Annotated in this window: 12 protein-coding genes; 8 read left to right on the top strand and 4 right to left on the bottom strand. The window is 39.3% G+C overall.

Features of this window, described 5'->3' with window-relative positions; translation table 11 throughout:
- The 3 genes from P9M13_08680 to P9M13_08670 all read left to right on the top strand — a co-directional run.
- Nucleotides 1-2,385: tetratricopeptide repeat protein (locus P9M13_08680; protein ID MDP8263364.1), on the top strand; the 2,385-nt coding region annotated here is incomplete at its 5' end.
- Nucleotides 2,386-2,816: 431 nt separating this feature from the next.
- The gene (locus tag P9M13_08675) at nucleotides 2,817-4,976 is read left to right on the top strand and encodes a hypothetical protein (protein MDP8263363.1); all 2,160 of its coding nucleotides are present in this window, start codon (nucleotides 2,817-2,819) and stop codon (nucleotides 4,974-4,976) included.
- Nucleotides 4,977-4,990: 14 nt separating this feature from the next.
- A complete protein-coding gene (locus tag P9M13_08670; protein MDP8263362.1) occupies nucleotides 4,991-6,154 on the top strand; it encodes an aldo/keto reductase in 1,164 nt (387 codons plus the stop codon).
- A gap of 63 nt (nucleotides 6,155-6,217) precedes the next feature.
- On the opposite strand, the gene P9M13_08665 is transcribed toward P9M13_08670, so the two are convergent.
- Nucleotides 6,218-7,396 carry an FprA family A-type flavoprotein gene (locus P9M13_08665; protein ID MDP8263361.1) on the bottom strand — a complete coding sequence of 393 codons (1,179 nt, stop codon included), beginning with the start codon at nucleotides 7,394-7,396 and terminating at the stop codon, nucleotides 6,218-6,220.
- Nucleotides 7,397-7,639: 243 nt separating this feature from the next.
- Here P9M13_08665 and P9M13_08660 point away from each other — a divergent pair, with 243 nt between their 5' ends.
- Genes P9M13_08660 through P9M13_08650 form a run of 3 tightly spaced genes read left to right on the top strand, consistent with a single transcriptional unit; the run spans nucleotide 7,640 to nucleotide 9,257 of the window.
- Nucleotides 7,640-7,837, top strand: coding sequence for a hypothetical protein (locus P9M13_08660; protein ID MDP8263360.1), 198 nt, complete (start codon nucleotides 7,640-7,642; stop codon nucleotides 7,835-7,837).
- 32 nt (nucleotides 7,838-7,869) lie between these two features.
- The gene (locus tag P9M13_08655; GenBank protein MDP8263359.1) at nucleotides 7,870-8,865 is read left to right on the top strand and encodes a polyprenyl synthetase family protein; all 996 of its coding nucleotides are present in this window, start codon (nucleotides 7,870-7,872) and stop codon (nucleotides 8,863-8,865) included.
- Nucleotides 8,859-9,257, top strand: coding sequence for a secondary thiamine-phosphate synthase enzyme YjbQ (locus P9M13_08650; GenBank protein MDP8263358.1), 399 nt, complete (start codon nucleotides 8,859-8,861; stop codon nucleotides 9,255-9,257). The genes P9M13_08655 and P9M13_08650 overlap by 7 nt, the downstream gene beginning before the upstream one ends.
- Nucleotides 9,258-9,261: 4 nt before the next feature.
- Here the strand turns inward: P9M13_08650 and P9M13_08645 are convergent, their stop codons facing one another.
- Complete coding sequence (locus P9M13_08645; protein MDP8263357.1) at nucleotides 9,262-9,651, bottom strand: protease inhibitor I42 family protein; 390 nt, start codon at nucleotides 9,649-9,651, stop codon at nucleotides 9,262-9,264.
- Between the two features lie 126 nt (nucleotides 9,652-9,777).
- Here P9M13_08645 and P9M13_08640 point away from each other — a divergent pair, with 126 nt between their 5' ends.
- Nucleotides 9,778-10,254 carry a ferritin family protein gene (locus P9M13_08640; GenBank protein MDP8263356.1) on the top strand — a complete coding sequence of 159 codons (477 nt, stop codon included), beginning with the start codon at nucleotides 9,778-9,780 and terminating at the stop codon, nucleotides 10,252-10,254.
- A gap of 44 nt (nucleotides 10,255-10,298) precedes the next feature.
- On the top strand, nucleotides 10,299-11,171 hold the full coding sequence (locus P9M13_08635; protein MDP8263355.1) for an HD domain-containing protein: 873 nt from the start codon (nucleotides 10,299-10,301) through the stop codon (nucleotides 11,169-11,171).
- Between the two features lie 12 nt (nucleotides 11,172-11,183).
- Here P9M13_08635 and P9M13_08630 read toward each other — a convergent pair whose 3' ends face one another.
- Nucleotides 11,184-12,056: a polyprenyl synthetase family protein gene (locus P9M13_08630; GenBank protein MDP8263354.1), complete on the bottom strand. Its 873-nt coding sequence runs from the start codon at nucleotides 12,054-12,056 to the stop codon at nucleotides 11,184-11,186.
- Nucleotides 12,057-12,103: 47 nt separating this feature from the next.
- Nucleotides 12,104-14,083, bottom strand: a complete 1,980-nt coding sequence (locus tag P9M13_08625) for a tetratricopeptide repeat protein (protein MDP8263353.1) — start codon at nucleotides 14,081-14,083, stop codon at nucleotides 12,104-12,106.
- Between the last annotated feature and the right edge of the window lie 251 nt (nucleotides 14,084-14,334).

Genomic DNA, 14,334 nt, shown 5'->3' with positions numbered 1-14,334 from the left:
GCTGCTAAAGCTGCTACTGATGCTGCAAAGAGGACTACTGCTGCTGCAAAGAGGACTGCTGCTGCAAAAAAAGCTGCCGCTGATGCTGCAAAGAGGGCTATTGTTTATGCACAACAATCTGTTGTTTTAGCAAACCAGGCTGCCGCTTTAACCAACCAGACTGCTGCGAAGCAATTAGCCGCAAAGCAAGCTGCAAAATATATTAGCCAAGGAAATAACTATTTAAAAAACGGGGATTATAAAAATGCCATGGCTAGTTTTAATAATGCTAATAATGCGTCCCCGTTTGATATTAGAGGCGCGGGGGGGAAACTTCGCACCGGCCAGATCCAATACACAGCAGGAAAGTATCAACTCGCCATTGCTAGTTTTAATAATTCGATAAAATCTAATCCCAGAAATGGAAGCGCGTATAGCGGCCTGGGGCAGTGCTATTTAAAACAAGGAAATCTGGGGAAGGCTATTAAAAGTTTTAATAATGCGATAGGGCTTGATCCTAAACTTGCGGGCGCGTATAGCGGCCGAGCGCAATGCCATATGAGAAACAAAAATTATACCGCGGCCATTCCTGATTATACCAAGTTGATAGGGCTTAATCCTAAACATGCAGGCGCATATTATAATGCCCGAGGGACCTGCCATTTTTACAACAAAAATTATACCGCGGCCATTGCTAGTTTTAATAACGCGATAAGGCTTAAGACTAACCTTGTAGGCGCATATAGCCTTCGAGGGCAATGCTATTTCAAAAACAAAGATTATAAAAACGCCAGTCTTAATTTTAAAAAGCTGACAGGGCTTACTCCCGGATCCGCGTGGGCGCATCATATGTTAGGGACATGCCTTTTAAGAAACGGTGAGAATGATTTGGCTATTGCTAGTTTTAAGAATGCGATAGGGCTTAATCCTAAACTTGCAGGCTCGCATGCCGGGCTGAAAGCGGCTCTCGCAAAACAAGCTGCTGTAACTAAAACCGGTACAACTCAAACAGGTACCACGGCAGGGACAACAACGGGTACTCCAAGTACAACAAAATATCGGCCACCCTTTCCAACATATTTTCCTAAGCCTAACAACAGGCTGAAAAGCATGACACAGTATCACGAAGACGGTGGCATTTCCGTAGATAAATTTTATCCTAACGGAGAAAGGCAGATATCGTTAAACTATAACCCTGACGGTCAATTAGCGGGTACAGTGAAATATCCTTTCGACAACGGCCTAGTGGGAAGTCAAACATCTTATTGGAGTAACGGGGCGGTGGCCATGGCATCAGTATGTTACGACAATGGTTCTCAGAAAAGAACGGTGTGTAATTGGGAAAATACAAACATAATACACACAATAGCAGAATATCCTAACGGTATCGGGAAAATGAAGTATCAGGAATTCCCCCCCACTGAGAAATCCGATGCTATAGACTCGCTTGTATTACAAGCTCTACTTGATAAAGCTAAATACGATTTGGGAGGACAGGTTGGGGTAGACCATCTTGAAGAAACTCCAACCAAAGCCGAGGAGAAAATGGGAAAACTAGTCTTAACTTCTCTGGCGGTCACTGAAGGGAAAACTAACAAAGAGGAATATCAAGAAGGAGAAAACGAAGGGCAGCTTAAGAGTTATACGTACGCAAAGAAAGATGAAAGCGGCAATCTTATCGAAGTTGAGCGGGGTGGGATCGAATATGGTAAAGATAAAGGCGAAGATGGTAATCCGCTCCCGACAGATTATCACGAGGTTATGAAAGATGTTTCGGGAGAAGAGGTTGGAACTATAGATCGTATCAATATTGAATACGGTGAAAATGGAAAAGAAATAGCCTGCCAGGAAATCGTAAAAACTATAGATAAAGAAACAGGAAATGCGATACTTACAGTAAAGCTGGTAAAGAATGGCGAGGTTGAGGCACAGGCAAGTATAGATTTGGATAAGGACGGAAACGAGGTAGCCAGCTTGGATAGAGATGGAAACGCGATAGACTTAAATTCAACGGATTCAAAGGATAGAAAAGACAGGCTTGCTTTAATCGCACTTCGCAAGATAAATAATGCTGATAAAGAAGAAAAAGTCGAGATGAAAGGTAGAGCTACCGGTTCGATTAGCGAGGGTGCCCATAAGGAATTTGAAAGCTCGATGGATGTTTTGGCTAAAAGATGCAAATCGATAGATAAGTCTGTTGCGGAGGGCGCGGCAGTGCAAGAAGAGGAAGAAGAAGTTTCAGCAGCTACAAAAATGCCGCCAGATAAAATTGATGCCGTGGTAAATGCAAGCTGGAGTGTGCAAACAGAGCAACAAGAAGCAAGCGTTTCGGGGCAGGATAAGAGCTCTCTGAAACCAGAGACAGGAGCTTCTGCACCCAAATCATTAAAGTGGAATGTGAAATAGTGAAACAAGGGGTGAAACTCCCCAACAAACACCGCCCCGATTTATCGGGGCGGTGAGTATTTTCTCACTCTTGAAATCGCTGTCCGATTCCTGCGCTCCCATTCATAGTGATCCCTCCTCTCGGGCTTCGCCTCCAAAATCGTCCCACTCGATTTTTTGAACTATGTCCTTCAAAATCATAAAACAGGGGGGATAGTTCCCTCTTCGAGGACTAAATCTTTGGAAACTTTACATAATTTCTATTTGGCACTTATTGTCTTAATCCCCCCTAGATTTTCTCGGATATATCCTCCAAAATCATAAAACAGGGGGGATAGTTCGACTAAAGAAAACTCGCATAGTTTCACTTGCGACTTTTCTAGTCTCACTATTGACAAACGCTTAAAATAGGGTATAATAAGGGTATCTCAACAAACCTAATAGAGGCAGTAATGTTGCGCTATCGTTATCTACATAATCGTCTTGTTATAGCACTATTATCCGTATTATTTATCTTGTCCCCCTCTTTTCAGGTCTTTTCATATAATTCATTTAACGGTGAAAACAACAATATTGATACATTTGATGTGAGCGATATATCTGTTTCGGAAGAATATGGTCGCATAAAAGAAATATATAAGGGGAAGAGCGATATATCACTTGTCTATATTGAAGATGTGCATGGTAATTTTGAGGTACAGAAAAACTGTGCCCGTATTATTAAAACTATCCGAAAGACGTTTCATAGTGAAAAAATAATGATCAATATTGAAGGTGCAAGCGGATTTATTGATACTTCTACACCCGCATCTATCCCGCAGGACGATATAAAGAAACAGATCGGTGATTATTTCTTGAGTCAGGGCCAGATAAATGGAGCGGAATATTTTTCTATTGTTGAAGATGTGCCCGTTCTAATTTATGGTGCGGAAGACAGGGATTTGTATCAGGAAAACTTCGAAGCGTTTAGAAATGCGCATACGCAAAGGAAAGAATATGTTGATACAATAAACAAGATAAAAAAAGCGTTGATCGTCATACGGGACAGGACGTTTTCTAAGCCGAGTGCACGCTTGTTAGAAAAATATGATGATTTCAGTGAAGATTTAATATCTGTTCATGAGTATGCAGTCTACCTCAATGGTTTTGCAAAAAAAGAAAAACTTGATCTGGAGGAATACCGTAATGTCCAATTATTCTTAAAAGTGCTTTATCTGGAAAACCGTATTGATGGGAATAAAGTTGAAGAGGAACGTGAACGGATTTTGCGTGTATTACAGAAAAAACTGACAAAACGTTCATATGCAAAACTTGTCAGAAAAAGTCTGCTTTTGAGAGCAGGAGAAATAAGTCAGTATAAGTATTATATGTTGCTTAAAAATACTGCACGGACTTGTGGTTTATATATAACCCGGTTACCTGAGTTTAATAATTATGTTCGGCTACTGGCACTCAATGCGAAAATTAATAGGTCAAATCTTATAAACGAACTTGATACAATTACCTATTTGTTAAAAGATAAATTGTTTGCGAGTGAATATGAAAAGCAATTTGAAAGATATTTTTACAATTTTAATATCGTAAAAAAATTGGTATCACTGAATTTGCCTCGTGATGAAGCGCAGTATTTTATTAATAACCGAAAAAATTTTACTCCCAATGTATTTACTGCCCGTTTACGTGATGATGCCCAGAAATGCTTAGAAAATCCTAAGACAATGCCACTTGAAAAGAAGATGGTTAACAGTATGCTTGAGAATGTACCTGCACTTAAAAAAATTCTTCGCTCACTTCCTCTTTTTGAGAGGTTTTATCAGATTGCGCTTGATCGTGATAAAGCAATAATGAAAAATGTCATTTCTCGTATGAAAAAGGAAAAGGTGCGCTACAGCATTCTCGTTGCAGGCGGTTTTCATTTAGAGGGTATAACCGATGAATTAAAAGCAAAAGATATTTCATATGCAGTTATTGTTCCGAATATGACAAATTTTAATGCTCATAATCCCTACGTATCAATGATGATGCAGGGAGACAAAAGTTCTTTTGAACGTATACTCATTAATGAAAACCGAGGGCTTGCCTTGCCGAGTATTTTTGATAAAGACCCAATATTTGGCAAGGGTGCGCAAAAAGCGTTTGGGGATGAAAGTGCGCTACTGGTGAGTGTGCTCGCATTATTCAGAGGAATTGAGCTTAAAGACGAGTATCGGAAGTGGCAGATAAGAAAAGAAGCGCTGTTAAATCAGTTTGTAAAGTATCGGATTCTTACCGAAGGGCAAGTACAGGAAAAAATAGATGTTTTTATCGCAATGCTGTATAAACTTGATATCGATCCTTCGGAAATAGTGTATATGTACGATGGGTTATGTGTACCGTTTAAATATATAGACGCGCCGGACAAATATGTATTAATGATCGGGCCGGAAAGTTTAGCCAACAATATCCCGGTATTAGAGCATGGAAACATAAGAAAAAAGAAATTTACAATTGTTCCGTATGAGCAATTCACACAGCACATTGAACCAACATTAGAAAAAATATCTACTCCTGAGCGGGCATCAGATATAATAGATGCTATTTTAGGTATTTCGGATGTTAATAGTGCACAATAATAAAGGAGGAAAGTATGTCTCAAATCTCTCGCAGAGATTTTGTTAAAAAGACATCATTAGGTGCTCTCGGTGCCGGGCTCCTCATGTCAGGAGTAAAACACTTGATGCTTCCACAGAAATTATTTGCCAAAAATAAAGCTACCGAGGGTAGGATCGAATATCGGCCCTTTGGAAAAACAGGTCTCAATGTAACGACAATTAGTTTTGGTGTAATGAGGACATCCGAGCCGAATGTTATTCGTAAAGCCGTTGATATGGGGATAAATTATTATGATACCGCACATTGTTATATGGGCGGCAATAATGAAAAAATATTGGGCAAAGCCTTAAAAGGTGTACGTGACAAAGTCATAATTGCGACAAAAGTGCATAATGACGGAAACCATAGCGTGGAGTCAATGACTGCATCGATTGATGCAAGTCTTAAAAGTCTCCAAACAGATTATATTGACGTTATGCAGTTACACAATAAAACGGATGCGGCAGGTGTTCTTGACTCTGTTGCAATAGAGGCTCTGGAAAAGTGTAAAAAAGCCGGAAAGATCAGGTTTACGGGTGTTACCACACATGCAAATGAAACGATCGTATTGGATGCCGCTGTGAAGAGTGCTTTTTATGATATGGTTTTGGTCTCATATAATTTCATGAGTCCGCATAATGTTGCGGAAGCAATAGCTCGTTGTCATAAGGCAGGACTGGGTGTTGTTGCGATGAAAACACAAAACGGCGGGTACGAGACTAAAGCTATTGGTAACATGACACCGCATCAGGCGTCGCTTCGTTGGGTGCTTGATGATAAGAACGTATCAAATGCGATTCCAAGTATGATCAGCTACGAACAGTTAGACGAAGATTTTGTGGTAATGGGAACCATGCTTGGGTGGTCAGACCGGAAAATACTCAATAAATATGCAAAATCTATTGAAGGGACATATTGCCGACGGTGCGGAAAATGTGTCGCAAGCTGTAAAAATAATACTGATATACCGACTTTAAACAGAGTGCTTATGTATAAAGAAGGATACGGTGATCTGCGGCTTGCACGAGAAAACTATGATCTTTATAATGGTGCGCAGCATAGCGCGAAATGTCTTACATGTAGCGAATGTGTTGCACGGTGCGAGTATGGCATTGATATCGGTAAAAACATGAAAAAGGTGCAATCACTTTTTGCTTAGAGAAAACATAAAGGGGGCAGTCCCAATTTTTACAAAAAATTCGGGACCGTCCCCTTTATGCGTTTATGTAAAAGCTTTTTCAGTATGTTTTTGTTGTATGGTTTCAGCAAGTGCTTCAATTGCCTCTAAATCTTCTTTTCGTGGAAGCCCCTTGCATAATACCGGGGTAAGCAGCTCTGCCTTTAAGCCGCTTGTCATGGCGGTAAGTTGTTCGAGTGTTTTTCCTCCCCATCCAAATGACCCTATAACGGACAGGTGTTGCAATTTTGGTCGCAAGACATTTGTGAGGAAAGCCGCGTTTACAACAAGCGGATGTGGCCCGATATGCACCGTGGGCGTTCCGATAACAAGTGTTCCTGCATCAACCAGTGAAATAGCGAGTTTGCCAATGTCTGTTACTGTAAGATCAAATTCTTGTACGCTTACATTCCGTTCAATGAGTGAGGTTGTAAGATGTTTCACCATGATTCTAGTGCTCTCATGCATTGATATGTATGGGATGACGACAAGATTTTTTGGCGGTGATGATACCCAGTCATTGTATGCATCAATGATAAATGAGGGCCTATTGTATAAGGGGCCATGGCTTGGCGCAATGATGCTTATATCGTATGCACTGAGTTTTTTGAGATTTGCTTGTATGACACTTCTAAACGGCATCATGATCTCAGCATAATATCTTTTTGCCGCTTCAAGAACAAGCGCTTCATCGGGAACAAATAAATCACTTGTCGCTAAATGTGAGCCGAAAAAGTCACAGGTAAAGAGTATCTTGTCTTCTGCAAGATATGTAGACATTGTTTCCGGCCAGTGTACCCACGGCGTATATATAAAGGTAAGCGTTTTGTTTCCGAGTGATAATGTATCTCCATCTTTAACGCAAATGAATATATCTTCCGGGACATGCAGGTGGTCAATAAGCAGATCTTTACACCGCGGATTGGTAACCACTTTTGCGTCTTTGTATTTTTCCAGAAGAAATGGCAGTGAACCGGAATGATCCTGCTCAGCATGTTGATGAATAATATAATCTATATGATCTATTGATTCGAGTTGTTCAAAAAGAATATCTTTTTTTGCCGGGTCAACAGTGTCTATGAGAACAGTCTTTTCTGATCCTTTTATGAGGTATGCATTGTAACTTGTGCCATCAGGTAGGGGAATAAGCGAATCAAAAATCCGCCTTTCCCAATCAACTGCCCCAACATAATATGTGCCATCTGTTATTGTACGCATTTTCATATGAAAACTCCTTTTTTTGCATAGTATCATAAACTGAATTGATTTTATGAATTATTTATTAGATTTTCAAGGTAGAAATCTGATAGTGTATACAAACATGCAATAAATCCTTTAATACAAATGCGGATGAATTAATGTTTAAGATTATCGAAAAGAAAAAACTTACCAAAGAAGTAAATCTTTTTAAGGTGCTCGTGCCGGATATTGCACGCAGTCATCGTCCAGGAAGTGGGTAAGAGTACAATGCATCTAGGGGCATTAGAAGTCGGAGATCATATCCTTGATGTTTCAGGTCCTTTGGGGATGCCAACCGCAATTAGGAAATACGGGACGGTAGTGTGTATTGCAGGCGGTGTTGGCGCGGCAACGGTTATTTGGGCAATGGGCGAAGGGAAAAAAGCGGCTTTAGGTATTCATAACTATATTACAAATAAATCGTGACGATGTTTGCGTATATGTAGTATAAAAAAACTATGATTGATATGAAAAAGATATATTCATTAGTACAACCGGAATTAACGTTACTGGAACAAAAGATCGAAGAAAGCTTGGTTTCCGGGATTCCCTATGTTGATCGTTGTGTTAATCATGCGACCAAAGGCAAAGGAAAACGGCTTCGACCACTGTTTGTTTTTTTGTCAGGTAAGCTATGTGGCAGTATTAAGCAAGAGCATATAGATGTAGCTACGTCATTAGAATTGCTTCATACGGCAACTTTGCTTCACGACGATGTTGTTGATCAGTCGCGTGTCAGAAGAAATAATCCTACTCATAATGCCCGATTCGGAAATGAAAGTGCGGTAATGTTTGGGGACTATATGCTGTCATGCGCGCTATGTACAGCTTCTTCGGATGCACTCTTTTCATGCAGGGGAATAATCGCCGATGCAGTAAAAAAAGTGTGTGAAGGCGAAATGATGCAGATTTCAAATCGGTATAATGCTGATTTAACCGAACGTGAATACTGTGAAATTATTGATAAGAAAACCGCATCACTTTTTGCTGCAGCATGTCATGTTGGCGCGCTTCTTTCCGGCGCATCTGAAACAGCACAAAATAGTTTGCGAGAATATGGAAAAAATGTCGGTCTCGCATTTCAAATAATGGATGATCTTTTAGATGTTTTTGGTGATCAGAAGAGTGCTGGAAAACCACTGGATTTGGATTTAAAGCGAGGGGATATCACCTTGCCGTTTATTCAGCTTGTTTGTAAAACAGGAGATAATGAGCAAGTGAAAGAATTGATTTTTTCTCACGATGATACGGGCTCATCAGCAAAACTTAAGGAGTTATTACATGAGAACATGTGTTTAGATTCGTCACTTGCCGCTGCAAAGCGATATGCCCAGTGCGCTAAAAAAGCAATAGAGAACATGTCTTCAGAAACAGATATTTCACATCTTACGTGTCTTGCCGATTACGTAGTAGACGAAAAAAGAATATCACTCCTTGAGGCTGCAGTATGTTAAAGAAAATAGCAGTGAAAACATCCCGTGGAACATGTTTTATTGATATAACACAAAAGGTGAGTGACATTGTCTCGGAGGCAAAAATAAAAAGTGGTATGTGTCAGATATATGTTCCTCATACAACCGCTGGTCTTACCATAAATGAAAACGCTGATCCAAGTGTTGTTTCAGATATGATTGGTGCCCTTGAAAGAATTGTGCCGAAAAAGGGCCCGTACCGTCATCTCGAGGGTAATTCACACGCACATATCAAATCAAGCATGCTTGGGCATTCGCAGACAGTGATCGTGCAGGATAGAAGCCTGCTTTTAGGTACCTGGCAGGGAATCTATTTTTGTGAGTTTGATGGTCCTCGTTCACGTGAAGTATGGATATCCCTTATAGAGGGATAAATATTTATACTCCATCAATGTTTATTTCAAATGTCTTAGCAGCTGGAACACCCTTTTCCCATGGTCGCAGGTATTCAAGCGTTATTCGGTTTTTCCCTTTGGCTGTAACTTTGAATGTGAAAGTGAATGATCCTCCTGATCCAACAAGTTTTGAATCTGAATCCCCGATATAGTTGAGTTTTTTAACTTGTGACACGCCGTTCGTTTTTGCGGCATTTAGTTTCCATGTATAACCGGTTGTCGGATTACCGGGCAGTGTAACGGTAAAATCTTGTCCAACAGAAAGTGTTATTGTTTTCCCGGTATCTTTTTCGGTAAGATTTAGATGGCCGTTCTCGCACCCGGTGCACATCGTAGCAAGAAGAATAAAACCTATCATATATATGCGTACCATTGTTTTCTCCTTTGTTATGGTGAATACGTGAAGTGTTTAATTTACGTTAATAGTGTATAGAAATAATATATCAATACTGCTATAATAGCACTAGATTAGTGATAAGAACTATCAAAGGAGGGTTGTATGAGTAAACTATTTTCAATTGAAGGTATTATTCAGCTTGCGATACAGGTCGAAAGAAACGGTAAATTCTTTTATGACACACTTGCACGTGAAATAGATGATGCTTCTGTTAAAGAATTGTTTCAGCAGTTAGCTCATGCAGAAGAGAACCACGTCAGAACATTTGAAGATATTATGGAAGCCAGCGGTACTGAAAAAGAAGGCATACTGCAAACAGAAGACTATTACCTTGGGATGAATCGTCTTGCAGGGAATTATGTTTTTACTGAAGAAAACAAAGGTGCGGAGATGGCGGCACAAATAAAAGATATTTCACAAGCACTTGAGTTAGCAATTGGATTTGAAGATCAATCGATCGAATTTTATACGACAATGAAAGAGGGTTTTCCTGAAGATGCTCAAAAGGCAATAGAAGCGATAATTGAACAAGAGCATATGCACAAAAAATTACTCACAGAAAGAAAGAATTCGCTTTAAATAAAGGGGTCACACCTATTCATCAAATAGGTGTGACCCCTGGTATGGAATATCTTTATTACCTTGAAATCTTAAAGATTAAGTATATAAATATAACTATGGATAAAATAAAAACACAGAATTTAAGATTATGGTTTGAAGATTATATTTGTTCTCTTGACGTACGGAGTAATGAAATGTGTATGAGCATTAAGCTTAAAAAAGATCATACCGATAGGGTTTGTGAGGAAATAGTAAATTTGGGAAGAGATATCGGTATGAACGAGCAGGATCTTTTAATAGCTGAGATTATTGCCCTTTTTCATGATATTGGCAGATTTGAGCAAATAGTTCATTATGATACGTTTAATGATTTACGGTCATCGAATCATGCTCATGAAGGGATTAGAGTATTAAATGAGAAGAAGATTTTAGATGAATTTGATCAAGTAACAAAAGGTATAATCATGTATACAGTTTTGCATCATAATTTGCCGTTTTTACATACAGATGGCAGTGACAGGGGAATGTTTTTCCTGAAGTTATTGCGTGATGCCGATAAATTAGATATCTTCAGGATAATAACAGATTATTATAGTAATGCGGGAAACGATAATTGCAGGAATGCTGACAGGCATATGCGTAAATTTTCAGATGAAAATTCGATTTCCGATATTGTTTACAGTTCGGTTCTGAACCAAGAACCTGTTGATTATAAACATGTAAAAACAGTTAATGAATTTAAGATTCTTAATTTGGGTTGGGTATATGATATGAACTTTTTGCCGGCATTCAGAAAAATTAAAGAAAGAAAATATATTGATATAATTAGAGACGCAACAAGTGAATCTGAAAAAGTAATGGAAATAGCATTTCGGGCAACCGATTATATAAGTGAGAGATTTGCTAAAAACTATGTTGAATTAGTAGTGCCTTGATTTCTTAGGTAATTATCTATCTCTCTGGGCAATAAAGCGGGCTATTTCTCGCAGGGGGTCGGCTTTCTTGTCAAATGTCGAGAGTGCATCTAATGCTTCCTGTGTTTTATTTACCAAGAGTCTTTTTGTTTTTTCCATTCCGTAGAGTGCCGGATAGGTTGCTTTTTTTTGCGCAATGTCTTTGCCGATACCTTTGCCTAGTTTTTCTTTTGTCCCGGTTATATCAAGGATATCATCGCTTATCTGGAATGTGAGGCCGATATTATCGCCAAATGTTTTGAGTGCGAATAATTGTTTTCTTGAAGCTTTTCCGATAAGTGCTCCGGCTTCAATAGCTACTGAGATGAGGCTGCCGGTCTTGTGCCGGTGAATATATTCAAGTGTTTTTGCGGTAACTCTTTTACCTTCACTTTCAAGATCAATAACCTGCCCGCCGATAAGTCCGTGCGATCCCGCTGCGTGAGCGATCTTTTCAATAAGCTGTGCTCCGCCTATTTTGGGGTTCCGGGCAAATATCTGGAAAGCTCTGGTAAGGAGTGCATCACCGGTAAGTACAGCAATGGCGTCTCCATATACTTTATGGGTCGTTGGCTTTCCGCGGCGAAAATCATCATTGTCCATACATGGAAGATCATCGTGTATAAGTGAATAGGTGTGTATAAGTTCAATCCCGCAGGCGTAATCAAGCGCTTGTTTGTATTTGCCGCTCACTGCTTCACATGATGCGCAGGTAAGTATTGGACGGATACGTTTGCCTCCGTTAAAGAGACCGTAGCGCGTTGCTTCGTGAATAAGTTTCGGTCGGACGCTTTTTAGCGGCATCAGTGTATGCAAATGTTTGTCGACGATACTTTTTCGTGTTTCTAAATATTTTTTAAGGTTCATGAATCGTATCATAGCATATTTTATTAGCGACAATGAAGTAAAACCGATTATTTGTTATCGAGTTTTTCACGAAGTTCTTTTATGAAATCCGGTGGAGGGGTGTATCCCAACTGTTCAAATCTTTTAACGTCTTTGTGTGCATCTTCATATTTTTTAAGGATATTATAAACAAGAGCTCGATTGATGTAGCCGATAGCGTATTGCGGATTGATAGTGAGCGCATACGTATAGTTTTGTAGCGCTTCCTTATTTTTTCCGAGAGAAAAATAGGCGATACCGCGGTTAACGTACGCTTCATAGTAGCGTGGATTATATTGTACGGCCTTTGAATAATCATTGAGCGCGTTTTTGTGATCCTGCATATACATAAGACAATTGCCCCGGTTGTAGAGCGCTTGAGGAAAAACAGGTTTTATGTGTAATGCTTTGGTGTAGCACTCTAATGCACGGTTGTGTTTACCTTCTTCCTGATAAATGTTTCCCATGTTATTCCATGCTTCAGCATATTGGGGCATGAGTTCGACCGCTTTCTTATAATCAGCGATTGCAAGATTACGGCTACCGAGATTGATACATGCGTTACCGCGGTTATAATAAGCCTCAGCGAGCTTGGGATTAAGACCTATGGCGCGATTACAGTCTGCAAGCGCCTCTTTATATTTTCTCTGCAGTTGATAAATATTCCCCCGATTATTATACGCAATGGTATAGGTGGGATTTAAATTAATGGCGCTATTATAATTAGCAATTGCTTTATCCAGATATCCGTTATCCTGATATGCATTTCCTCTATTGTTATATGCAATAGAGATATTTTTGCAGTGACCATAATTCTTAAAAAAATCTTCCCAGAGCGTGATGCTGTCTTTATATACCTGAGTTCTTTGCCAGGTAAGAAAAGATAATATAATAGTAATAATGGAAAGAGCACAAATAAGAAATATTGAGACAGCGGAACGCTGTTTTATAAACCAGGCGGCGCCTGAGCCAAGGATAAAGAAGATACCGATAAGAGGAACATAGGTGTAGTGATTTGCAACGATAGGGCCACCACCAATGAGGTGAAGAACAGGTGAGATGGTAATAATATAAAACAAAAATCCGAAGAAGATCACTTTTGTATATCGTAAGGAATACAAGATAAGGACAGCCAGAAGTGCAACTATGCACGGTGAAATATAGAAGATCATCGGAAGCATGCCAGCGATTTTTTCAGGTGTTGGGTAATAGCATGAGAGCGGATACGGAAAAACCATTTTTACGAGATAAAAAAGGATACCGTATGAAGCGATAAATATATTATCGAAAAAGTGGAGTGTTGGTTCGATGTCAATGATGCGAGTGAATCGCGCAATGAGTGTAATAATCCCGAATGAAAGTGCTAATACAAAAAATGAAAGTGTGTTAGTAACACTTTTTTTAGTGAGTTTCCCATCAATATAATAATCAATAAGGATAAGAATAACCGGCAAAGTTATAGCCATCGGTTTTGAAAGAAGAGAGAGAATGAAGAGAATAAGTGCATATATAAAGTATCTTTGAGTGTTCCTCTCTTTGTAGTAGAGATAGGATATGAGCGAGCCGAGAAAGAAAAAAGTATAGAGAACATCCTTTCTCTCAGCTATCCATGCAACAGAAGCGACATGCAGAGGGTGTATGGCAAAGAGGAGTGCCGTTATCAGTGCAGTCCATGCTTTTTTGCTCAAGAGATAGATCAGCCAGAAAACAAAAAGTATGTTTAAAAGATGCAGTATGAGGTTTGTTATATGGTACGGTTTTGGGTTAAGTTTGAAAAAATGATATTCGATCGCAAAGCTGAGTGTGACGAGCGGATGGTAGAGCCCGTCATGAAACGAAGTGAAGTAGGTTCCGATATCAGGTAATGATAACCGGGTAATCGTATTATTTTGTGTGAGCTGTTTATCATCATCCCAGTTCGTGAACCCGTTTTTAAGTGACGGGTAAAAGGCGATAGTTGTTAGCGCAAGTAAAAAAAAAAGAGATAATTGTATAAAATGCTTTTTCATATGAAACATATTGTACTCATTTTTTATTATTCTGCATTATTTTTAATTAAGAAAAGGTGGATTGTAAAGTTAAATGCCGTAGATAGTGGTCATTTTTCATTTAAGCTGCGATCTCCTGAAGTTCTCTTTCAAACCCCTGTTGAGCAGATTGAAAATTTAGTATCTTGCGTGGGTAGTTATTAATCCAGTTTTCTATAGTCTGAATGGTTGATTGTGTCAGTTTTTCTATCTTTCTGCCCTTAGCAATGAAT

It is taken from the genome of Candidatus Ancaeobacter aquaticus (assembly GCA_030765405.1).
In the GTDB taxonomy this organism is placed as follows: Bacteria; Auribacterota; Ancaeobacteria; order Ancaeobacterales; family Ancaeobacteraceae; genus Ancaeobacter; species Ancaeobacter aquaticus.
The sequence above is the reverse complement of the archived record's forward strand: the minus strand, read 5'-3'. Positions and strand labels throughout refer to the sequence as shown.